General features: G+C 62.7%; 15 protein-coding genes. 12 read left to right on the top strand and 3 right to left on the bottom strand.

From position 1 onward, the window contains the following. A partial coding sequence (locus tag HWX03_RS25960) for a DUF6531 domain-containing protein (RefSeq protein ID WP_175873187.1) occupies window positions 1-5,187 on the bottom strand: 5,187 nt, incomplete at its 3' end. Window positions 5,188-6,025: 838 nt separating this feature from the next. Between HWX03_RS25960 and gspG the strand changes: the two genes are divergently transcribed. From gspG to HWX03_RS25900, 11 genes are read left to right on the top strand one after another with little or no spacing between them, the layout of a single operon-like run. Beyond that, entirely contained in the window at window positions 6,026-6,469 is a 444-nt protein-coding gene (gene gspG / locus HWX03_RS25950) for a type II secretion system major pseudopilin GspG (protein ID WP_175873185.1), read from the top strand. 48 nt (window positions 6,470-6,517) lie between these two features. After that, on the top strand, window positions 6,518-7,774 hold the full coding sequence (locus HWX03_RS25945; protein WP_175873184.1) for a type II secretion system F family protein: 1,257 nt from the start codon (window positions 6,518-6,520) through the stop codon (window positions 7,772-7,774). After that, the gene (locus HWX03_RS25940) at window positions 7,771-9,438 is read left to right on the top strand and encodes a GspE/PulE family protein (protein ID WP_175873183.1); all 1,668 of its coding nucleotides are present in this window, start codon (window positions 7,771-7,773) and stop codon (window positions 9,436-9,438) included. The genes HWX03_RS25945 and HWX03_RS25940 overlap by 4 nt, the downstream gene beginning before the upstream one ends. Next, the gene (locus HWX03_RS25935) at window positions 9,419-10,243 is read left to right on the top strand and encodes a hypothetical protein (protein ID WP_175873182.1); all 825 of its coding nucleotides are present in this window, start codon (window positions 9,419-9,421) and stop codon (window positions 10,241-10,243) included. Before HWX03_RS25940 ends, HWX03_RS25935 begins: the two co-directional genes overlap by 20 nt. After that, on the top strand, window positions 10,244-10,810 hold the full coding sequence (locus HWX03_RS25930; protein WP_175873181.1) for a PilN domain-containing protein: 567 nt from the start codon (window positions 10,244-10,246) through the stop codon (window positions 10,808-10,810). It begins immediately after the preceding gene. Further along, the gene (locus tag HWX03_RS25925) at window positions 10,807-11,373 is read left to right on the top strand and encodes a hypothetical protein (protein ID WP_175873180.1); all 567 of its coding nucleotides are present in this window, start codon (window positions 10,807-10,809) and stop codon (window positions 11,371-11,373) included. Before HWX03_RS25930 ends, HWX03_RS25925 begins: the two co-directional genes overlap by 4 nt. Continuing rightward, the gene (locus HWX03_RS25920) at window positions 11,370-12,014 is read left to right on the top strand and encodes a hypothetical protein (protein WP_175873179.1); all 645 of its coding nucleotides are present in this window, start codon (window positions 11,370-11,372) and stop codon (window positions 12,012-12,014) included. Before HWX03_RS25925 ends, HWX03_RS25920 begins: the two co-directional genes overlap by 4 nt. An 11-nt stretch (window positions 12,015-12,025) precedes the next feature. Further along, window positions 12,026-14,389, top strand: coding sequence for a tetratricopeptide repeat protein (locus HWX03_RS25915; protein ID WP_175873178.1), 2,364 nt, complete (start codon window positions 12,026-12,028; stop codon window positions 14,387-14,389). A 1-nt stretch (window position 14,390) separates the two neighbouring features. After that, complete coding sequence (locus HWX03_RS25910; RefSeq protein ID WP_175873177.1) at window positions 14,391-14,870, top strand: type II secretion system protein; 480 nt, start codon at window positions 14,391-14,393, stop codon at window positions 14,868-14,870. Between the two features lie 2 nt (window positions 14,871-14,872). After that, window positions 14,873-15,253, top strand: coding sequence for a prepilin-type N-terminal cleavage/methylation domain-containing protein (locus HWX03_RS25905; protein WP_175873176.1), 381 nt, complete (start codon window positions 14,873-14,875; stop codon window positions 15,251-15,253). Beyond that, a complete protein-coding gene (locus HWX03_RS25900; protein ID WP_175873175.1) occupies window positions 15,247-15,741 on the top strand; it encodes a hypothetical protein in 495 nt (164 codons plus the stop codon). Before HWX03_RS25905 ends, HWX03_RS25900 begins: the two co-directional genes overlap by 7 nt. 261 nt (window positions 15,742-16,002) lie before the next feature. Here HWX03_RS25900 and HWX03_RS25895 read toward each other — a convergent pair whose 3' ends face one another. After that, window positions 16,003-17,679, bottom strand: coding sequence for an alkaline phosphatase family protein (locus tag HWX03_RS25895; protein ID WP_175873174.1), 1,677 nt, complete (start codon window positions 17,677-17,679; stop codon window positions 16,003-16,005). A gap of 251 nt (window positions 17,680-17,930) precedes the next feature. Between HWX03_RS25895 and HWX03_RS25890 the strand changes: the two genes are divergently transcribed. After that, window positions 17,931-18,152: a hypothetical protein gene (locus HWX03_RS25890; protein ID WP_174431187.1), complete on the top strand. Its 222-nt coding sequence runs from the start codon at window positions 17,931-17,933 to the stop codon at window positions 18,150-18,152. 53 nt (window positions 18,153-18,205) lie between these two features. Here the strand turns inward: HWX03_RS25890 and HWX03_RS25885 are convergent, their stop codons facing one another. Continuing rightward, window positions 18,206-22,033, bottom strand: a complete 3,828-nt coding sequence (locus HWX03_RS25885) for a DUF748 domain-containing protein (RefSeq protein ID WP_175873173.1) — start codon at window positions 22,031-22,033, stop codon at window positions 18,206-18,208. Between the last annotated feature and the right edge of the window lie 4 nt (window positions 22,034-22,037).

Genomic DNA, 22,037 nt, shown 5'->3' with positions numbered 1-22,037 from the left:
ATACGTCACCGCCCGCCCGGCCGCCGTACGGTATTGATTCAACCCGTTGGCCGTATACGTCAGGCTCCCCGTCGCCGGCTTCCAACCGTATCGGTTATTCGTCACGCTCGAGCGCGTGATGTCGCCCAACTGGTTGCGCGTGAACCGCGCGATCCAGTCCTCCGCGCTGCTCGTGAACCGGTGATCCTGGGCCGACAACCACCCTTGATTGTCGTACGCAAACTCCGTACGCGTCCCGTTACCCAGCTCCACCGTCGCGCGACGGTTGAGCGCGTCATAGCTGTATTTCGCCAGGCTCGCCGTGCCGTTTTCCAACAACTGCGACGGTCGACCGAAGCCGTCGTACTGCGTCGATACGTGGAAGCCATCCGGCCACGCAACATCGATCACGTTGCCCGCCGCGTCATACCGATAGCGCAGCGTCCTGCCGCCGGTACTCGTCTGCGTCAGTTGACCCAGGCCGTCGTAGCTGTTGATGATCGTATGGCTGCCGTCACCGAACTGCGACGCCGTCTTCAAGCCGCGCAAATCGTAGCTGTACTGCACGTTGCCCACACCGCCTGGGAACGTACGCGAAACCAGGCGATTCAACGCATCGAAGCTCTGCACCACCACTTGGCCATTACGCTTGCGAAGCGCGATCAGGTTCCCGCTCGCGTCCCACGCATACTGCTCGTAATTGTTCGCATCCCCCAAGCCAGGCGACCCATCCAGCGGATAGTGCGTGCGGAACAGGCGGTCATGTCCGTCGTACAGGTTGACGGTCGTATTGCCCTTTGCATCGGTCGTCAACGCAACCGTGCCGTTCGGGTTGTAGACATAGCTCACATAATCCTGCTGGAGCCCCGTGCCCACTGCCTTGCGTATGCTCTTGACGCTGTCGTCGGCCCGGTAAATCGTCTCCGTCACCCGATTGCCGCCTTCTGCCGGCGGCAGATATCGCGTCACGCGGCTCGGACGATGATGATCGTCGTACGCGGTGTCCGTCACCGGCGTCGGCGCGGTTTCCGCCGGGCAAGTCGATACGTTCGCCGTCTTCGCCGGCCCCCACACGCGCACCACGTCACCCATCGCGTTATAGCGCTTGCAGCTCACCATCGCGCCACCGGCGACGGCCACACCGCGTCGAATCTCGCGATTGTTCGCGTCGTAGGCGATCACTTCGTCCGCGCTCACCAGGCTCGCATTCGTCCGCGTGACGTTGTCGCGCTTGTCATACGTATAGGTGATGTTCGGCGCTCCATCGCGCTGACTCGAGACGAGACGCCCTTCGCCATCGAAGGTCGTCGTGGTCTTGACGCGCTGACCGGTGTCGTCCTGCGTCACGACGGCCGGTGTATGGTCCGCCGCGTAACGGGTTGTCGTCGACGTCATCCGATCGGCGTCGATCCTCTCGATCACACGCGTCGGTCGATAGAACGCATCTTTGCCCGGCGGCGACACCCGCTCGTAAGTGAAGGTCGTGACAGGCGAAACACCGCCTACGGCGGGCTTCGTGATCCGGTCGAGCAGCCAGGCGTAGTTATAGGAAAACGCCGTCACGTTGCCGCGCGCATCCGTAACGGATGCCAACCGGGTACCCTGATAGGTAAACTTCTGCGTCAAGGCCGGATCGCCAGATCCGGGGCGCGGATATTGCGTGATGGTCGCCGGCTGGTGAGAGCACAGAAACATAGCGTTGCCACACGTCAGATCGTAGTAGACGATCTCGGTGCGATTGCCTTCAGGGCGTGTTTCGCGCACGAGACGGTTCTGGCCGTCATAGTCCTTGAGCGTCCAGTTGCCCATCGGGTCGCCGGACTGCAGCAGATTGCCCTCGCCGTCGAAGTAGTTCGTGCGTGCCGTGCCGCCCGGTCCCACCTCTTCCGTCCGCGAACCGGCAAAGTAATAGTTGAACACGTTGCCTGCGGCACTCGTCTGCATCCGCACACGACCCAACGTGTCGTAGACGTTCGTCACGACGGGTATGTTCGGGAAACTCGGCTCGTAGAACTTCGTCATCCGGCCGGGCTTGTCGTACTCGAAGCGTGTCGCAAACCCGTCCGGATCAGTCACACTGACCAGGTTGGCATTGCCGTCATACGCATATCGTACGGTTTTTTGCGGACTGGAAACGCTCTGCAGAAGGCCGTTCGAATAAGCCAGCGTGAGGCTGCGACCCAAGCTGTTTTCAACCCGCGTCAACAGATCGCCGGCCCACGTGAAATCGATCGCCTTTCCGCTCTGCTCGACGTAGCGTGAAGCCTTGCCCGTCTGCAAATCGAACGTAAAGCGTGCGGGGCCGTCCGTGCCCGCTCGATTGATGGTGTAGCTCGCCGTCTTGCTGATACTGTCTTCGAGAAGGGACACCGGTTTGCCGGGAGGCGAACTGTAATCCCCGGATGTGCGGTAACTGATACCCGGCAGCCTGACGAATACATCGCTGTTCAAGCCGAGCTTGACGATCTTCGTATTGTCGACGAGCTGGTCGCCAAACCAGCGCTGTGCGATTACCGCGGTCAGAAACCGGTCCGGCGAAACGTCGGGCTCGTTCAGCAAATCCAGCGAAACCTTATGTTCGACAATCGTGCCTACCGCATCGAGCGCCAGACGGTCGCCCATGCCAAGGAATCCATCGGACGCGGTGCGGACATTGAGATCGTAGTTGTGCGTCCAGCCTTTACCGAGCACGCCTGCCTGGTTCTTCATGCCGCTACTGTAGAAGCGCTGAAAATTCAGGCTGTCGGGCGAATCGCCGTGGCCGGTCTTCACGTCCTGATGCTCGAACAGGAAGTTCCCGTGCACCATGTCGACCGGATCGCCTGCGACGGCTTGCAGCCCGAAATAGCCCGTCAGATTGACAGGCGACTTCGCGGTGCTCACCGTCTTGGCGTTGTAGGTCGGCGCGGGAACGGGAGACGTGAAGTACCCGCCCGAATATCCACCGCTGATGGTCGATCCGAGCAGTCGGGCGTTCCCCATCCCGCGCACGAAGTAGCCCACGCCGTTCCAGCGATTCTCGACCAGCTGACAGTTGCCCGGAATCAGCAGTTGAAATCCCTTTCCTACGTAATACTGAAAATTCCCGAAATGCGGCTCGCAGTTCCTCAAGGCTGGCTGAACCACGTTCGCATAGTTGCTGCCTCTGGCGTTGTAGATCGTCTGCCCTTGCATCATCGCCAGATCGAGCAGTTTCACCGTCGATACCGCCGAAACCCCCGACGTTTGATTGACCGCCGTCGATTCGAGGATCGACAAGTGCATCCCGTTGCTGTCGAACACGGCCCGTTCGAGTGCCGTGTTGCCGTCCATTTGAACGGGCGAACTCATGTTGCTCGGCAGATCGACGTACGGACCATCGGTATAGCCCGCGATGCCGACCTGATGCTGCTGCACGGTATAAGCGTTCGCGAGACGATCCGTGATCGATGCGCTGCGAGTCGTCTGCGACACCCATTGCGCGCCCATCACGCCGAGGCTTGCGCCGAGCACGGGTTCGCTGTCGTCCGCTTGCCCGGCCGCGCGAAGCTCTTCCAGATTCTTGAGATAGTGCTGCGACAAACCGCGACCTGTCGGGCCCCAGCCGTTCACGATCAGGTACTTGCCACCGCCCTTGATGTGCTGCTCGAACGCGTGGTCCGATTGATTGTTCGGATAGGCGTTGTGCCACACGACAAAGGTCACCACGCTGTCCGCGCCCGGCGCGACCGCCGTCCCCGGCGCGCCCATCGTCTGGCCATCTAGCCGGAGCACCGGCTGATTCGATGCGTTGTAGGTGATCGTCAGGCGCTTGCCGTAGATGGCATCGGCGGTGAAGGTCTGATCGATACCCTGGTACAGCACACGCACGGTCGGCTTGTAGCCGACCGGAATGTCGTCCCATTCCTGCGGCGCCCAGCGCGTATCGAGCAACGCGTTCTGAGTCTGTCGCAATGCCCCCGCATAGAACGGGACGATCGACTTGCCGCCGACGATGTCGCTCAGGGTTGCAGTCGGCTTGTTCTTGCTGATCCATTGCGCGAGATTGAACGATGCGCGGCCGAGATCGTTGTGGACGGCAATTCGCCTCAAGCCTCGCACCAGATCGGGCGTCACCGTCGCGCCGGACCTCGCGTTCTGCAGGAACGTCGCCGCGTTGTAGCCCGCCGCCGCATTCAGGTCGATGCCCGCCTTGACGACGTGCGGCTTGTAGCTCGGATCGAACGTGTACCACGTCCCGCCGATATTGGCCTTGACCCAGAAATGCTCGATCGAGATTCCGGTCATCGACGCGTTCAGCCCCGGGCAGCCGCCTGCCTGCGTCGCATTGACGTCGTAGATCGGGATCTGGGTCTGGCCCATCAGGTTCAGCACCGCACACACGTTGTGGGTCGGCACGCCGTACCAATCCGCAAACTGCTTCGCGCTGAGCTTGATCACGCCACGCACGATCCGCGTGTCGTAGCCCGAAAGGCGCAACAGCGACGTCATCAACAGCGCCTGATCGGCAGGGCTGCCGTAATTGTCGAGCACCGCGCCCAGCGCACCCTTGTGGACGCCGCGAACCGGGTCGAGTTCGATGTTGTTGCGGACGTATTGGTAGATCAGATCCGGATGAAAACGAAGCGCACGCGCGAGTTCCTCCAGCGACGCCGGGCCCGCCGGGGCAATATTGGAAACGATGTTGTCGTCGCCGGTCAGTCCGACGCCGCGCGCGCCGACGCTGCGAGCCGCCGGCTCGGTCGGCTTCGCGAAGTTCTGCAGGTTCACCTCTTCTTGCGCAACGGATCGGGAGCGCTTCAGATTCAATGTCGGCAACGTTCCGATCGAGCCACGCGCATTCAGACTCGCCGGCAACGCATCCGCGACTTTCGCGTCGTGCGTCATGGCCGTTTCCGCGGTCACCGGTGGCAACATGGCCCGGAGCGTATTCGGCTGCGGCGCGAACTCCTCGCCTGCCGCCATCCGCCGCGCCGTGCCCGGTGGGATCGCCTCACGACCGCGCCGAATGGGCGCCTGCCGAGTGGATGTCGCGTCGGCCGCAGGCGCAACCTCCGCAACGGCGGGAGCCGTACTGGAAAACTGGACGTTCCCAGCCTCGGCAGCTCCAACATAAAAGGCGAACACGCCCGCCAGTGCAGCCAGCGCTTTCGAGCACATGGATCGATGGGTGCAGCCGGTACCGCCTCTTTCGACTGCCCGCTTGTCTCGGAATGCATCGTCAACCATCGAATGGCCTCTCGGATGTAGTTGAGTTTTTATGCGACATTAAAAATTTGGCGCGCACGTTCCCCCACGCCTCTCGACATGCAAAAAGGAGCGTCAGTTGAAACGGAATTCCCGCTCAATGGAGGTGCGCCGACTCGATCAAAAAATCGGGATAGACCGACACACATCTCGCTACGAGGTGCTTCCGTACGCGATAGAAACCGATAACGAACGTTACGGAGTGGTGCTGACGACGCTCGTCCGATTGCCCGTCGCGTCGTAGCTATAAGTGACTGTGGTTGTTTTGACACCATCGCTATAGGTGATTTTCGTCACCCGCCCCAACGTGTCATACGTGTAGTCGTCAGTACTGGCCGCACAGGCCGATGGTGACAACGCGAGTAGTGCCGCACCGGCTGCAGCGCTCAGCGCGAAGCGCAAGCAGCAACGCGTCGCATAGGCACTTCCGCCCCGAAGGCGGATGGACCGATTGACTGCTCGACTCCTCAATGTCCCGAAAAATCTCCGCATGGCAACAATCCCTCTTTATTATTTCGGTTAACTGATCAACCTGCTTATGCCAATACACGTCAACTTCAACGATGCGCGGATGTTATCGAATGATTACAAGTCTTTCAATGCATGAATTACATCTTCCTTAATTTTCGTACAAGACCGATTGCTCGTATATCCGACTCGTGCGAGCATCGCCTGCATCCTGATAGAAGACCTAAATTATTTCCGAAGTCCATCTGGTGAATGTCTTGAGCGCGATCCGATTAGCAAAACGACATTGACATGATCAGCTTCGCGAAAAATTGAAGCTCTTATCAAAAAATTCGAGACCCATATCAGCATCATGTCAAGCATTCGACGTTTGCAGAAATACAGCGACATACGGTTCGGACGCCAGGCCGGCTTCACGTTGCTCGAGCTTCTGGTCGTATTGGTCATCATTGGGCTGCTCGCCGGCATTGTCGGTCCGAGACTCTTCGCCAACGTCGACAAATCCAAGGAAACTACAGCCAAAGCCCAGATTCATGTATTGAGCAAGGCAGTGGATCAACTCCGGCTCGACATTGGCCGTTACCCGACCACTCAGGAAGGACTTGCGTTGCTGATGACACCGCCAGCCGACGGCACGCCCGGCTGGAGCGGTCCCTATCTGAAAAAGGCCGTCCCGCTCGATCCATGGGGCAAGCCGTATCGCTATGCCGCCCCTGCGACTCACAACGCCGATTACGAGATCGTGTCGGACGGTGCAGATCGAAATACATCATCCACGACTCAGATTCGCAACTGAGCTCATCGTGTTTTCCAGAAAATCTGTTTCGACGGATCGCCTCGCACCATGCCGAAGTTCGTCCTGCTGGGTTTGAATGCACGTGGCGATTTGCAGCAGTTCGACCTGCTTGCAACCGATCGACACGACGCGCAACAGGAAGCCGCGCGCTGCGCCGGACAAGCCGGCGTGCAGATTGTCGACGTGAGTATCGCCGGGCGCGCTCAAACGAGGCTTGCGCGATCACGCCCATCCCTGCGTGACCTCCTTCGCAGCAAGCGCTTCGACCTGCCGTTGTTCGTCCACGAATTGCTTGCGCTGCTTCGCGCGGGACTGTCGCTGACCGACGCGCTGGAGACGCTGGATGAACACCGGCGCCGCAGTCACGCAGCAGCCGCGGAGGAACAAGGCCATTACGTGCTTCCCGACCTCGTGCGTCTGATGCAGGAGGGCAAATCTTTTTCAATGGCCCTGGCCGCGCATCCCGGTTGCTTCTCCCCGCTCTTCATCGCAATGATCGCCGCCAGCGAACAAACCGGCGGCATGACGCAGGCGCTGGAGCGCTACCTGCAATATCACGCGCAAGTCAGCGTCGTTCGGCAAAAACTGATTTCCGCATCGCTCTACCCGGCGCTGCTGATGGTGACAGGCACCGTTGTCGCCTTCTTCCTGGTCTGGTTTCTCGCACCGCGCTTTGCGCACGTCTATGAGGGCATGACGCAAACAGACCTGCCGGTGCTGTCCGCTTGGCTGCTGAATGTCGGGCTATTTGTCAGCGACCATACGTTCGCGTCACTCGGCTGCCTGCTCTGCATCCTCATTGCGGCCGTCACCCTGCTCGTCCGCCCGTCCGTGCAGCAACAGTGCCTGGCGTGGTTCGGTCGGATTGGCTGGATCGGCGAGACGTTGAAACTCATGCAACTCGCCCGCTTCTATCGTTCGCTAGGCATGCTGCTGCAGGGCGGCGTCGCTTTGCTGCCGTCGCTCGACATGACCCGTGAGCTGCTGCCGCTACCGCTTCAGGACGGACTTGAACGCTCGATGATCGCCATCGCGCAGGGCAAAAAGATGAGCGAGAGCCTGGAACAGGAAAACTTGATGACGACAGTTGCGTCGCGCCTGCTGCGTGCCGGTGAGCGCAATGGCCAGATCGCCGGCATGCTCGAACAAGCCGCGATGTTCCACGAACGGGAAATCACGCAATGGGTCGAGCGTTTCGCACGACTGGTCGAGCCAATCCTGATGCTTGTGATGGGGTTGGGAATCGGCACGATCGTCGTGCTACTTTATCTCCCGGTGTTCGATCTGGCGGGGAACCTGCAATGACCCGCGCGTCAACCGCCACGCTGCTCGCCCAGGCTCGGTCGCTGGCCGGCTCGGATGGCGAATCCTTGCTTTGCGCACTCGAAAAGGTCGGCGGGTTGTCGGTCGATGATGTGTTGACGTTGGTTGCCGACGAGAGCGGCACGACCCTGCTGCGGTTCGCACAGATGGAAGCGATGTCGCCGGACTTTTCCGGCTTCAGCTATGCAGAATGTCTTCAGCGGAATTGCGCGGTACTGCGCGACCACGATAACCAGCGAACCCTGGTCAGCGACGATCCCTGGAACACCGCTTTGGTCTCGCTGGCAAGCTGCCGGCTGCCGGGTTATTTCGATCTGGCGTTCGCGCATCCTCTCGAACTGAAAGCATTGCTGGCACGCTTCGGCAGCGATCAAGACACGCTCTCGCAATTGATCCGGCTGGACCGGTCGACCGACGGCGCAAACACCGCGGAAGAAATCTCGCTTGCGTCGATCGCCAGCGACGAAAGCCAGGTTGTGCGTCTGGTGAATTCAACGCTGTACGACGCGCACCGCAACCGCGTGTCCGACATTCATTTCGAGAACTCGCTGCGCGGACTTTCGATCCGGTATCGGATCGATGGCGTCATCTCGACCGCTCGCGTGCTGACCGACCCCGACATGGCCGAGCAGGTCGTCTCACGCCTGAAGGTCATGGCCGAACTGGACATCGGTGAAAAGCGCATTCCGCAGGACGGCCGGTTTTCCGTGTCGATTCAGTCGCGCGAAGTCGACTTTCGCGTGTCGATCATGCCCGGCCTGTTCGGGGAAGACGCGGTGCTGCGCATTCTCGACCGTCAGGCGCTGACGGCGGATATCGCGCAGTTGAACCTCGACTTGCTAGGCATCGACGCGCCGACGCGGGATGTGATGCGCCGCCTGGCCAATCATCCGTACGGCATGTTGCTCGTCACCGGCCCCACCGGTTCCGGCAAGACGACCACGCTTTATGCCACGCTGTCCGAGATCAAGCGTGGCGACGACAAAATCATCACGATCGAGGATCCCGTCGAGTATCAGCTCGACGACATCCTGCAGATTCCGGTCAACGAAAAGAAGGGGCTGACGTTCGCGCGCGGACTGCGCTCGATTCTGCGGCACGACCCTGACCGGATTCTGGTCGGCGAGATTCGCGACCGTGAAACGGCGGAAATCGCAATTCAGGCCGCACTGACCGGACACCTCGTCTACACGACCGTCCACGCGAACAACGTGTTCGACGTGCTGAGCCGATTCCGGCACATGCAGATCGATCCGTACAGCTTCGTGACGGCCTTGAACGGCATTGTGGCACAGCGTCTGGTCCGACTGGTCTGCACACACTGCGCGACATCGTTCGTACCAGACGACACATCGCTGCACGATTCGCGCGTCATGCACGAGCAACTAGCCAGCGGCCGGTTGATGAAGGGGACCGGTTGCGCGAATTGCCGCGGCAGCGGCTATCGCGGCCGCCGCGCGCTGGCCGAGGTGCTCGTGCTGGACGACGATCTTCGCGAGGCCATCCTGCAACAAACCGCGACCAGCCGACTCAAGGAGATGGCGCGCCAGCGCGGCATGCGCGCGATGCGCGAGCAAGCCATCGAGGCCGTGAAGCAAGGACAAACCACCTTGGAAGAAATCAATCGTGTCACGTTTGCCGATTAAGCCCACGGCACGATGGATCGCCCGAAAAGCTACCCGGATTGCCAGTTGGGCGATCAAGGCATCGCGTCCGGAGCGATTGTGCGTCTATCTCGGGCACGATGCGCTGGCGGTATGCCACGTAGCGGGCCTCCTCAATCCGTCGGTACAAAACAAGGCGATCGTGAATCCGGGCCCCGGGGCGCCCAATCTATCAGCGTTACTGGCGGCGCTGGGCACTTGGCTGGATGCACATTCGGCACGCGGGCGAATCGACTGGATCGTCGGGATCGAACACGTGCGCTATCTACTGTTGCCTTGGGATAGCCGCCTGGCGAATGAAGCGTTCTGTCGATCGTTGACCGCTGCGCTCTTTTCGCAGCATTTTCCCGTCGGGATTCCGTTCACGGACTTTCAGCTCCGCTTCGCCCCGCTTGCCTTCGGACAACCGCGCATGACCGCGCTGATTGCCAACGACGTCGTCCACGAGCTGACTGCCTTTGCCCGGCGCCGGGGCTGCCGGGCCCGGCGAATCGTCCCTGCCGTAAGCGTCGTATGGGATCGCTTTTATCCTCGCTGGAAGAAAGGCACCGGCGTACTCGCACTCGTCGAGGGGCCCCGGTTGTTGCGCGTCGGCTACGACCACGGACACATCGTGACGTTCGCGGTTCAACCCTTTTCGGATCGATCGTCGGCAGCGGCAGACAGTGCAACCTGCGTATTTCCGCCGCTTCATCCTGGCACGCCGGGCAGTAACGCGCCCCAGATCGACAGCCTCGCGCCGGACGGCGATCCGCGGCTGGCGTACGCGCTTTGCGGAGTGGCGTAAATGGGGCGTCTGAACTGGAACTACGCGGGCCGGGCGCGCTGGAACCGGCGATGGCTTGCCGCGGGCATCATCGCATTCACGGGCTGCACCCATGCACTCTGGTGGCGCGACACGCTCCTCACGCAGCGAAACGCCGTCGTCGAACGTGCCGACCGCCTGTCGCGCCGCACTGCCGTCCAGCAACAACCTGCACTACCCATTCCCGCTGCGCTCGATCCCGTCTTTACCGAAATGCGTTACCCGTGGATGACCATGCTGGACAGCCTGACCGCGGCCACACCACCGGGCGTCGACCTGCTCACGCTCGAACCCAATGCCGGCGCGATCCGCCGCGTCCGTATCGGCGGCACCGCCAATCAGACGCAACGCGTATTCGACCTGATCGATACGTTGAACCAGGATCCAGCCTGGTCTTCCGTCCAACTGGTCAGCCAAACTCGAAACAGCGATCCGAACCCGTCCGTCTCCCGGGATTCTGTCCCGCCTCTGCCAAGCCTGCCCGGGCTGTCGGACACGTCACAGCACACGCTGTCTTTTTCTCTGCTCGCGGAATGGAAGCGGCCATGAAGCATCGGCATGCGTGGCAGGTACTGTCATGGCGCTGTGCATGGGCACTGGATCAACTCCGGGCAGCGCATCTTGTCGTCGCCGGGCTGCTCGCCCTTTGGGCATCGTTGATCATCGCGATCGATTATCCGTTGCTCAGGGAAACGCGGCAGATGGCAATGCAACTGGCATCGATACCGGAACCCGCACAAGAGCAATCGACCGCGGCAAAGACCCAACCGCCAAATGCGGCAAAGGAATTTGCAGCCACGTTACCGGAGTTCGACGCGTACCCGGACGAGCTGCGCGAATTGAACACGCTTGCGGACAAGAGCGGTGTCGTCGTAGCGCGTGTCGACTACCGGTATGACCCATTGAAGGCATTGCCGATCAAGCGACTCGTGATGCGCATGGACATCAAGGGGCAAGACCTTCAACAGCGCCGGTTCCTGCAGGTGATGCTCAACACGTTTCCGAATCTCTCGATCGCGCGCCTCGCCTATACGAAAAGTACGGATGGATCGCTGAACGTTGATCAAATGCTGGAGATTCACCTGTACTACCAGTTGAAAGCGGCCCCGTGAAACTGACCGTATCGAAGCCTGTTCAGCTCGTGTTGGCCAGCGCACTGGTCACCGCGGCCGTCACCCTGCTTCGACCGGATTCCATCGAACTCCCGATGTTGACGGAACGGCCGGACAGTGGCGCAATCGCCGCGCGAACGCCAACGCCCGAGCAGACAGCGCAATCCGACGCACCCTGGCTGCGCCCGCAATTGCCCGAACCCATCGCAACTCAAGCGCCGATGTCGCAGTCCGGATCATCCGGACCAATCGGACTGCCACCGTTGCCGCCTGCCGGCACGCTTGCCCGTTCGGACAATCCGCCGCCATTGCCATCGGGTTCGGTCGCGTCCCAGCCGTCGGCACCGGACATCGTGTATCTCGGCCGCATGATCCGGGACGGGAAAACGCAGGTCTTTTTCGCGTCCGGCGGCAGCGATCCGGTCGTGTTGAAAGCCGGCGACGTGCTGGATGACAGTTGGACAATCCAGTCGATTTCATCGACGAACGTCACGCTCAAGCATCTTCATTCCGGCGAAACCCGCGTGATCGCGATGGGAGGTGGCACCGGCAGCGCGCAGCCTGGCGGCGGCGCGAGCCAGGTCGGCCAGGGGTTTCTGGCAAGCAGTCCGGCAGACGTCCACATTCAACCCGTCAATTGACAAGTACCAGCATGATTCAGGCGCATTTCAAGTATCGAGCGACCGCCGTCCACATCTCGATCCGATCATCGTCATGGCTTTGTGGCGTCGTCATGCTGCTCGTCTGCCTCGGTGGTTGCACAGGCTATACCGACTGGCGCCAGGGTAACAGGCTGCTCAAGGACGGTCAGGTCGGCCAGGGCCTGGAACAGATGCAGCAGGCGTCGAAGGATAATCCGGAGCGCTATCGGATGAAATTCATTGCCGAACGCGATGCTCAGGTGAGGCTGCTGATGCAAAAGGCCGCGACCGCGCGTGCAAACGGCCGCACCGACGAAGCACTCGCGGCATATCAGCAAGTGCTGCGTTACGATCCGCAGCATGCCGAGGCTCTGCGTGGCATTACTCTGATTGCGCGCGAACAGCGAGAACGCGTCGAACTGGACGAAGCGCGCGCAGCGCTCGGCAAGGGCGACGCGGCGACCGCCCGGCAATTGCTGAACACGATCCTGTCGGAAAACCCGGGGCATCGGCAAGCCAGTTCGATCCTTCAGCAAATCGACGGGCAATCCGTGCGCGCCGCGATGGTACTGCCCGCGCTCAATCAATCGCTGCAGAAGCCGGTCACGCTCGAGCTGAAAGATGTCGACATCCGTTCGGTGCTGTCGATCCTGACTCAGACGTCCGGCATCGGCTTCGTGCTGGACAAGGACGTCAGCCCCGAGCTGCGCACGACGATCTATGCGCGTGACACGTCGGTGATCGACGCACTGAACCTGATTCTGCAAACCTCCCAGCTCGACAAGAAGGTGTTGAACGACACCACGATGCTGATCTATCCGTCGACCGACGACAAAAGGAAACGCTACGACGATCTGGTCGTCCGTTCCTACTACCTGAACAGCGCCGACCCGCAGAAGGTTCAGGAGATGCTGCGCACGATCGTCGCGCCGAAGTCGATGTACGTGGACAGCCGTTTGAAGATGCTCGTGGTACGCGACACCGAAACCGTGCAGGAGACCATCGCCCGCCTGCTGAACCTGTATGACATCGCCAGTCCGGAAGTCATTCTCGACGTCGAGGTGCTGGAAATCAACACCAACGATTTGCTCAATCTCGGCATTCAGTTTCCGGACAGCGTCAGCGCCCGGATGGTCGGGCCTGCGGGCGTGCCCGGCGGCATGACCATTGGCGACCTGAAACACCTGAACCGGGACAGTTTTCCGTTGACGTTTCCGGATCCGCTTGCGGTACTGAACCTGAGACAGACCAGCGGCAGCACACAGACGCTCGCCAATCCGCGCATTCGCGTCATCAATCGCGAAAAGGCCAGCGTGATGATCGGCGACAAGGTGCCGGTCATCACGTCGACCGTCAACCAGACGTCCAATGCCATCACCGAGTCGGTCAACTATCTGGATGTGGGCCTGAAGCTCGATGTCGAACCGGAGATCCACGTCGACAACGACGTGACGATCAAGGTCGCGCTCGAGGTCAGCAATATCGTCAAGGAGGTTCGTTCGTCGGCCACCGGCCTGCTGGCTTACCAGATCGGCACACGCAACGCGAATACGGTGTTGAGACTGCACGAAGGGGAAACCCAGGTGCTGGCCGGCCTGATCCAGAACAACACGCACGAATCGGGTACGCACATTCCAGGGCTCGGAAAGATCCCCATGTTAGGGCGGCTGTTCTCGAACAACAGCGACACAACCACGCGCTCGGAAATCGTGCTGCTCATCACGCCGCACATCACCCGCTCGCTCGCGATGCCGAACGCGTATGCGCAAGCCTTCCCGAGCGGCACGGCCGAACAGGTGTCGGCTCGGCCGCTGCGATTGACGCCAGCGGCTCGATACAGCGATTCGAACAACCTGCCTGCGCCCGAGACGATCGATCCTGCTATCGATTCCGCGCGCCCTCCGTCGGCGTCGGGAGCGGGTGAGGCTATCGCAGCATCGCCTGCCGCATTGGCGCTCGGCTGGAAGCAATCGGAAGGTGCGCGTCAGGCCGGGCAATCGGACGGCGTCCGCTTCGATCTGGCGGCGCCGTCGCAAACCGCAACCAACACGCCCTTTACGATCAACTTGCTCATCGCAGGACCCGTTTTCGACAAAGCACAAGTCGACCTCGTACTGGATCAGCCGGGCATCCGACTACTGAAGGTCGAGCCGCGCGATGGCGTAGCGCTCGATGCAAAGCAAGAGGACAACCTGGTTCACGTTACGGTCGGCAAGACCACCACCGACGGCTCGCTCGGCATGCTGACCTTCCAGGCACGGCAAGTGTCAAAGGCCCCGGTCAACCTGTCGCTGCAAAATCTGACGGTGCTGAAGAATGACGCGCAACTGGCTAGCTCAGTCGCGCTGCCCAAGCAACTGACGGTATCGGACTGAGATGACGCGATCCCGCGAATCCGGTTTCACGTTGATCGAGATGATTGTGACGGTCGCGCTGGTTGCGATCATTGCGTCCGTCGCGACACCGTTCTTCAAGATGCAGCAGCAGCGCGAGAAGGAGCGCGAACTCAAGACGGCGCTGCGGGAAATCCGCTCTGCGATCGATGCCTACAAGCTGGCCGGCGATGAGGGGCGAATCGCGCGTTCGGTGGATTCGACTGGCTATCCGGTGTCGCTTGATGAACTGGTCAACGGTGCAGTCGATCAGCGTGATCCAAAGGGACGCAGGATCTATTTCCTGCGGCGCCTTCCGCGTGACCCGATGAATCCCTCACCTGCCGTTACCGCCGCAGAAAGTTGGGGAAAGCGCTGTTACGCCAGCGATGCCGACAATCCGCAGCCAGGCACCGACGTGTACGACGTGTTTTCGCTAAGCAACAGAAGTGGTACCAACGGCATCCCGTACCGGGAGTGGTGACAATGCGCAGAAAACCCATAAGCGGTTTCACACTGATCGAATTGTTGGCCGTGCTGGCCATCATCGCGACGTTGCTGTCGATCGTTGCACCGCGCTACATCCACCAGACCGACCGGGCAAAAGAAGCCGCGCTAAAAGAAAACCTGTCCGTGATGCGCCGGGCGCTGGATGAGTTCTACAGCGACACCGGCAACTATCCGGAGAAATTAAGCGAGCTGACCGAGCGACACTATCTGCGCGCTTTGCCACTGGACCCCGTAACCAATCGCCCAGACAGTTGGGTACCGGTGGGGGGCACCGATGAAAACGACAAGCACATCGTCGACGTGAGAAGCGGCGCCGCCGGCACCGCGCTCGACGGCAGCGCATACAGCACATGGTAGGTCGCCTCCCACGCCCACGCCATCAACACGGCGTCGCCTATTTCTGGGCACTGCTGATGGTGCTGTTCATCACGCTCGGACTAGGCAAGCTGCTGGACAATGTGGCGAAGTCAAATCAGCGCGCGCGCGAAGACGAGTTGTTATACGTCGGCAATCTCTATCGTGACGCCATCCGGCAATACTCGGACAGCACGCCAGCGGGTACGCAGCCCTATCCCGGCACACTCGACGATCTGCTGCACGACCCGCGCTATCCGGTCGTGCGTCGATACTTGCGCCAGCTTTATTCCGATCCGATCACGGGGCAAGCGTTCGAGCCCATTTCCGGCCCCGAAGGCGGCATCATGGGTGTTCGCAGCACGTCGTTGAGAAAACCGCTTAAGTTGGTGGGCTTCCGCGACGACCAGGCGTCGTTCGCTACTGCATCGGCCTACCGCCAATGGGAATTCGGCTATGTACCAAAGAAGACAGGATCGCTGACCAAGTAAAAATTCTGCCAAACGAGCGCGTGTCGACGTCACTTCCGACGCATCTCTCCTTGATTTGAGCGCAGCGTCAACATTGACGGTACGCTTCTTGAACTCGATTGTTGCCTGCCCCTCAGGAATACATTCTGGCGCGCCGAGCAATCTTTCCGATACCGTCTCCAAGGCAGCACGACACCGTCCGGAAAACGACGCGCACCGCCGCACGAGACGGCGCGCGCCCCTCGCCGGACGCCGCCCGACGGCGGCATCCGGCATGCAACGTCAGCGACCGATACCCAGCCCCGGCAGCACGCGCGTATTCTCGGCCACGACCGCCTGCAGCAGGCGCGGATCCGCGCCGAGCAGCCCGAGGATCGTCGGCGCGACCTGCTTCGTGCCGACGAGATCGTTCACCGTGCGTGCACGATGAACGCCCGGGTACGACACGAGCAGGCCGAGGTGGCTGTCGTCCGGCGCGTTGCCGCCGTGCTCCTCGTCCTTCTTCGTGCTCGACGTGTAGATCACGCCCGGGTTCGGCTGGACGACGATGTCCGGCGTGCGGCCGTTGGCCGGATCGCCGAAGCGGTCGGCGAGCGCCGCGCCGTACAGCACGTACGCCTGCGGGCCGTCCGCGCAGATCCCCGGCGCGTTGCAGCCGAGGTTCGCCTTCAGCGTCTGCACGACGGCCGTGCGCTGGTTGCGGTCGCGCAGCCAGATCAGCCCGACGTCGTCGGTCTGCACGAAGCCCGTGCCGACCAGGCCCGAACCGTCGTTCAGGTTGCCCGTCGTCGTGTTGTTCTGGCCGAAGTTGCCGTTCGGGTCGATGAAGTTGTTCGCTTCGAGCAGCTTCGTCAGCGTGTCGCCGTTCTTCACGAGCTTCGTGTGATCGCTCGGCGACTGCCCGTGCTTCGCCGTGACGATCACGGCCGTCGACGAATACAGGTTCGCCTGCTTCAGCGCCGCGACGACATGGCCGATCGCGTTGTCGACATACGTGATCGCGTTCGCGACCTGCCCGTTCGGCGTGAAGTCGGCGTCGAGATAGCCGCCGCCCTTCGCGACCGGCGCCTTCTGCGCGACGCTCAGCGTCTGGAAGTTCGCGCCGAACAGCGTCGGCACCGGCGCGTTCTTCGTGCCGGTCGAATCGCGGCCTTCGATCTGGTTGATCAGCGCCTGCACGTGCAGGTTGTCGAAGCGCGCGGTGTGCGAATAGACGTCGGTGTAGGCCGTGTTCGTCGCCGGGTCGATCGAATTGATCTCGGTGCGCATCAGGTCGTCGACGCCGGTGCCCGACGGGCCGTTCAGCCAGTCGTAGCCCCACGCGTGCTTGTCGGCCCACGCGGTGTGCGCATTCGGCACGCCGGCCTTCACGGCCTCGAACACCGTGTTGGTCTTGATGTAGTTGTGCGGGTAGACCGGCACGCACTGGCCGTTCACCTTCGCATGCGGGATCGCCTGCGGATTGAACGCGCCGCCGCCGTCGAGGTGCACGAGCGCGCCGCCGTTCTGCGCGTCGATGCCGGTCGTCTCGTCGAACACGACGTTCCAGCCCTGCTTGCCCGAGCACGTCGCGTCGCTCGGCGCGTACAGGTTGCGGTCGTACGACACGTCGTAGAACAGGCCGACCGTCTTCGGCGAGCCGCCCGTCACCAGTGCGGCGAGGCCCGGGAACGAATCCGACAGCCCCGGCGTGTACGCATTCGCGTACGTCACGCCGCTCTTCGCGAGCACCGCGATGTTCGGGCACGTATTCGCGCCGATGCAGCGCGCGAGATCCTGTTCGTGCAGGCCATCGATGCTCAGCAGCAGCACGTGCTTCACGACGCGGCGCGCGTTGGCACCGTTTTCGCCCTGGCTGTTGCCGTCCTGCTGCGCCGCGTACGCGCCCGCGCTGGCGAGCGCCAGTGCACCCGCCACCATCACCGCCATTTTCCGTTGCTTGACGAACCTGGAAATCATCACCCCACCTCATCGATTGATGTTGAACCGCGTGACCTGCCATCAGGCGCGCAAAATATCGCCGGATCGTGGGGCGGTCGGATGAAGCAAGGCTTTCTGTTCTCTATCAAACGTAACCAAACGCAAGTGACACGAAGCGGTCGCAATACGCGGCCATCGCGTGCGCCGGCCCGTGCGGCCGGATTTTTTTTCGGGTTGGCCTGCGACTATTGGCGTGGCATAAAGGGTTTTCCCTGACCCGGAGCACGACTATGTCGACCCTGGAAGCTCTCCGGTTCGTGCTGGACGATGCACGTACCCCCGAAATCATTCGCCATCACGTCGTCGACGCGCTGCAGTACGCGTTGCGCAACTACGGACAAGTGTTTACCGCGAAGGAAGTCGAATGGCTGACGCAGTGGGACGACGCGCGTCTCCCGCTGGCCGCGAGAAAGGAGCTGGAGAAGCGCGAACCGGCGGTCGCCGGGCGCTGAAAAAAGCCGCCGCGCCCGGCGGGTGCGGGCGCGGCGGCGGATGGCGCTGACGCTTACTGCAGCCCGAAGTCGACGCGGGTCGTCGCGCCCTTGTCCGAGATGCCCTTCGCGTCGAGCTTCGGCGCGACGACGAACATGCGGCTCGAATCGATCTTGCCGTCGAGATACTGGCGCACGGCCTGCGCGCGCTGCTGCGCGAGCGCGCGCAGCGCATTGTCGTCGGCCGGCGCGTGATCGGCGAGCGCCTGCTTCATGTCCGCATCGGGCAGCGTCTTCTGCAGGCCGACGAGGTTGCGCGGCTTCTTGAAGTCGGCGGCCTTGTACGCGCGCGTCAGGTACTTCGAGTATTCGGCCTTGTCGACCTTCACCGACATCGGATCGACGCTCTCGCCCTGGCCGACCACGTCCTTCAGCTTCTGCTGGCGCACCAGCCGCTCGACGTACGCGTCGCGCAGCCCCGGCGTGTCCTGCGCCGGATCGACGCGGCCGATCAGGTCGAGGCGGATCGACGGCTTCTCGGTCAGCATCTTCACGACGGTGTCGAGCTTCTTCTGCTGCGCGTCGGTCAACTGGTATGAACCCGGCGCGAACTCGACGTAGCCGAGATCCTCGCCGCCGCCCCCGCCGAATGCGTTCGCGAGCAGCGTGAACGGCGACGTGACGGCCTTCGCGATCAGGTTCAGCACCGCGTGCCAGATCAGGCCGCCGACGCTGAACTCCGGATTCGACAGCGAGCCCGACACCGGCAGGTTCACGTCGATCTGGCCGCGCGTGTTCTTCAGCAGCGAGATCGCGAGCTTCACCGGCAGCTTCGTCGCCGTGTCGTTCTCGACGTGATCGCCGAACGTCAGTTGATCGATGAAGATGTGGTTGTTCGCCGACAGCTGGTCGTTCGCGAGCTGGTAGTGCAGATCGACGTTGAGCTTGCCCTTCGTGATCGGGTAGCCGGCGTACTTCGCCGAATACGGCGTCAGGTTGGTCAGCTCGATGTCGTGCGCGGTCGCCGTGAGGTCGAGCGCCGGCTTGTCGATCAGCGGGTTCACCGAGCCCTTGATCGAGATCGGCCCGTTGCCCGCGAGATTCGCGGCGACGTCGACCGGCGCGGACGTCGTCGAATCCGTGCCGAACGCGCCGACCGTGCCCTTGATCGCGACGAGGTTCGCCGTGTAGTTCGGCTTGATGAAGTTGTCCGTGTACGTGACGCGGCCGTTCTGCAGCAGCAGTTCGCCGAAGTGCATCCGCACCGGGTTCTGCGGCTGCGGCGCGGCCTTCACGACCACCGTCGCCGACGCGGCGGTCGGCACGGACGCCTGCTGCGCGGCCGCGGCCGACGCAGCCTGCGCGGTGGCCGGCGGCGTCACGCCCGGCGACAGCGGCACCGGCTCGCCCTTGCTCGCGTCGCGCGTGAGCGACTGCGCGGGGCCCGACTCCTTCGCGACCACGTCCTTCAGGTTCAGCCGCCCCTGCGCGTCGAGCAGCACGCGGCCGTAGAAGTTCGAGAACGTCACGCGCGCGGCGTCGACGTCGGTGCCCTTCTCGTCATAGTTCGCCTTCAGGTTCGACAGCGCGAGCGAGCGCCAGCCGGCGAACGGGTCGGAGGTCGCCTTGTCGAGCATCCGCACGTCGACCAGCGCGACGTCGCCGCGATAGGTCGCGCGCGGCGTGTCCTTCACCTGCGCGAACGTCAGGTTGCCTTGCGCGTTGAGCAGCGCGCTGGCGATCGTCGCGTTCAGCGCGCTGCCGAAGTACGGCTCGAACGCGGCCGCATCGAGGCGGTTGCCGTTGATCTTCAGGCCGAGCTTCAGCGGCTGCGCGGTCACGTCGCCCGCCACGTTCAGCGAGCCCTTGCGGTTCAGCGTCGCCTTCAGTTGCACGGGCAGCGGCTTCGTCAGGTCGTCGCTGATCTTCTGCACCGACAGGTCGAGCGGCTTGATCGCCAGCTTCACCGGGCGCGGCGTCGACAGGTCGGTGAAGTTCGCGGACGCCTCCTTCACGTTCAGCGCGTCGATCCGGTAGTGCCACGACGGCGCGGCGGCCTGGGCCTTGCGCGCGACCGTGCGCTGAGGCACCGCCGCCTGCGCGGGTTCGGCCAGCGCCGCGAGGTCGATCTTGCCGTCCTTCAGGCGCTTCACGTCGAGCGCGAGCCCGCTCGCGTCGACGCTCGCGATCTCCGCGGTGCGCGCGGCGACGTCGACCTTCGCGATCTTCGCGCTCGCGTCGGGCAGCACGATCGCGGCCGCCTTGTTGTCCGGCGCGGCGATCTTCAGCGACTTCAGGCTGATCGTGCTGTCGGCGACTTCCGCGGCGAGCGGCGTCTTGCCCCAGTCGGTCTTCGCGTTGACGGTCGCGCCGAGCGTGCCGTCGAGCACGCGCGCACGCGTCGCCTCGCCGAGGTACGGCTGCAGCGCCGGCAGCGCGAGCGCGGCGACCGTCAGCTTCGTGTCGGCCTGCTTCGCGGCGAGATTGAACGCGCCTTCGGCGTTCATGTCGCCGCCGCGCGACAGCGACGTCGACAGCGTGTATTTCGCGGGCGTCTTGCCCTGCAGCGAGAAGCCGTCGAGCGTCGCGGCGAGCTTCGTCAGCGACATCGCGGTCGGCGTCGCCGGCACGCGGTCGTCGACGTTGATCGTGCCGCCGTCGATCGCGAAATGACGGATCGTCAGGTCGAGCGGCGGCGCTGCCTTCGCGGCGGCGCTGGCTTCGGCCTTCGCGCCGCTGGCGGCGCTGGCCGCGCTGGCCGCGGCGACGGTGGCTCCGGAAGCGGCGGCGCCCGACGCGGCCGGCTTGCCGGCTTCGGCCTTCGGCGCGGCGGCCGGCTGCGCGACGAGCTTCTCGACGTTCAGCACACCCTGCTTGTCGCGCGACAGGTCGACCACCGGCTGGTCGATCCGGATCTCGTCGAAGTGCATCGCGTTGCGCAGCGGTTCCAGGCCGGCCGCCGCGACGTGCACGCCGCGGGCGGCGAACAGCGGTGCCGACGCGCGGTCGGTCACCTTCGCGTCGTTCAGGTCGACGGTGCCCGACACGCGCAGCGCGGGCGTCTCGCCGCTCATCACGAAATTGACCGTGAGGTTGCTGCTCAGCAGGCCGCTCGTCACGGCCACCGGCAGCTTCGCCGGCACGTACGAGATCAGCTTCGGCACGTCGAGACGGTCAAACTTCAGCGCGATCTCCGATTCGCGCGACTGCGCGAACGGCTTGGTCTTGCCGTCGATCGAGATCGGGCTGCCGTCGAAGCGCGCGCGCAGCTTCGGCTCGACGAAGATGTCGGTCTTCGAGGCCAGCGTCGCGATGTACGGGATGCCGAGCGTCCAGTTGTCGACGACGTGCTTTTCGTTCAGCAGGCGATCGTCGAAGTCGATCCGGCCGTCGTTGACCTGGATGTTCGACACCGAGAACTGTGTCGGCTTGCTCTCGGGCTTCGGCGACGGCGACGAGAACTTCTCGATCAGGTCGGTGAAGTTGAAACGCTGCGCGTCGTAGCGGACGATGTGGAAGCGCGGCGAATCGAGCCGGATTTCGTTGACGATCGGCGCGCCGCGGAACAGCGACGACCACGACGGCCTCACGACGAGCTTGCCGATGTCGATGAAGTCGCCCTGGCCGCCGCGCTCGCCGAGATGGATGTCCTCGGCTTCGAGGTTCAGCGTGTACGGGTTCAATGCGATGCGCTGGATCGTGGCCGGCCGGTCGAGCTGCTTGCTCAACTGCTGTTCGGCGACATGGCGGATCAGCGGCGGCGCCGCGAAGAAGCCGAGCAGTCCGAACAAAACGAGGAAGATCAGCACGCCGATGCCGATACGCCGGGTCCGGCGCGAGCGTGCAACGCCACCGAGGGCATGGAGGGTCGAGGGTACGGTTTCTTTGTCTGCGCTTGCCATGCTT

This window comes from Burkholderia sp. BCC0397 (assembly GCF_902832865.1).
Taxonomy (GTDB): domain Bacteria; phylum Pseudomonadota; class Gammaproteobacteria; order Burkholderiales; family Burkholderiaceae; genus Burkholderia.
Note: the sequence above shows the minus strand (reverse complement) of the source record. Positions and strands in the feature narration are given on the sequence as shown.

What these genes read in the sequence shown, in the direction of transcription:
- HWX03_RS25910 (WP_175873177.1), top strand. Translation starts at nt 14,391, where the DNA reads ATGACGCGATCCCGCGAATCCGGTTTCACGTTGATCGAGATGATTGTG.
- HWX03_RS25925 (WP_175873180.1), top strand. Translation starts at nt 10,807, where the DNA reads ATGAAGCATCGGCATGCGTGGCAGGTACTGTCATGGCGCTGTGCATGG.
- HWX03_RS25905 (WP_175873176.1), top strand. Translation starts at nt 14,873, where the DNA reads ATGCGCAGAAAACCCATAAGCGGTTTCACACTGATCGAATTGTTGGCC.
- HWX03_RS25940 (WP_175873183.1), top strand. Translation starts at nt 7,771, where the DNA reads ATGACCCGCGCGTCAACCGCCACGCTGCTCGCCCAGGCTCGGTCGCTG.
- gspG (WP_175873185.1), top strand. Translation starts at nt 6,026, where the DNA reads ATGTCAAGCATTCGACGTTTGCAGAAATACAGCGACATACGGTTCGGA.
- HWX03_RS25930 (WP_175873181.1), top strand. Translation starts at nt 10,244, where the DNA reads ATGGGGCGTCTGAACTGGAACTACGCGGGCCGGGCGCGCTGGAACCGG.
- HWX03_RS25915 (WP_175873178.1), top strand. Translation starts at nt 12,026, where the DNA reads ATGATTCAGGCGCATTTCAAGTATCGAGCGACCGCCGTCCACATCTCG.
- HWX03_RS25895 (WP_175873174.1), bottom strand. Translation starts at nt 17,679, where the DNA reads ATGATTTCCAGGTTCGTCAAGCAACGGAAAATGGCGGTGATGGTGGCG.
- HWX03_RS25945 (WP_175873184.1), top strand. Translation starts at nt 6,518, where the DNA reads ATGCCGAAGTTCGTCCTGCTGGGTTTGAATGCACGTGGCGATTTGCAG.
- HWX03_RS25890 (WP_174431187.1), top strand. Translation starts at nt 17,931, where the DNA reads ATGTCGACCCTGGAAGCTCTCCGGTTCGTGCTGGACGATGCACGTACC.
- HWX03_RS25900 (WP_175873175.1), top strand. Translation starts at nt 15,247, where the DNA reads ATGGTAGGTCGCCTCCCACGCCCACGCCATCAACACGGCGTCGCCTAT.
- HWX03_RS25885 (WP_175873173.1), bottom strand. Translation starts at nt 22,033, where the DNA reads ATGGCAAGCGCAGACAAAGAAACCGTACCCTCGACCCTCCATGCCCTC.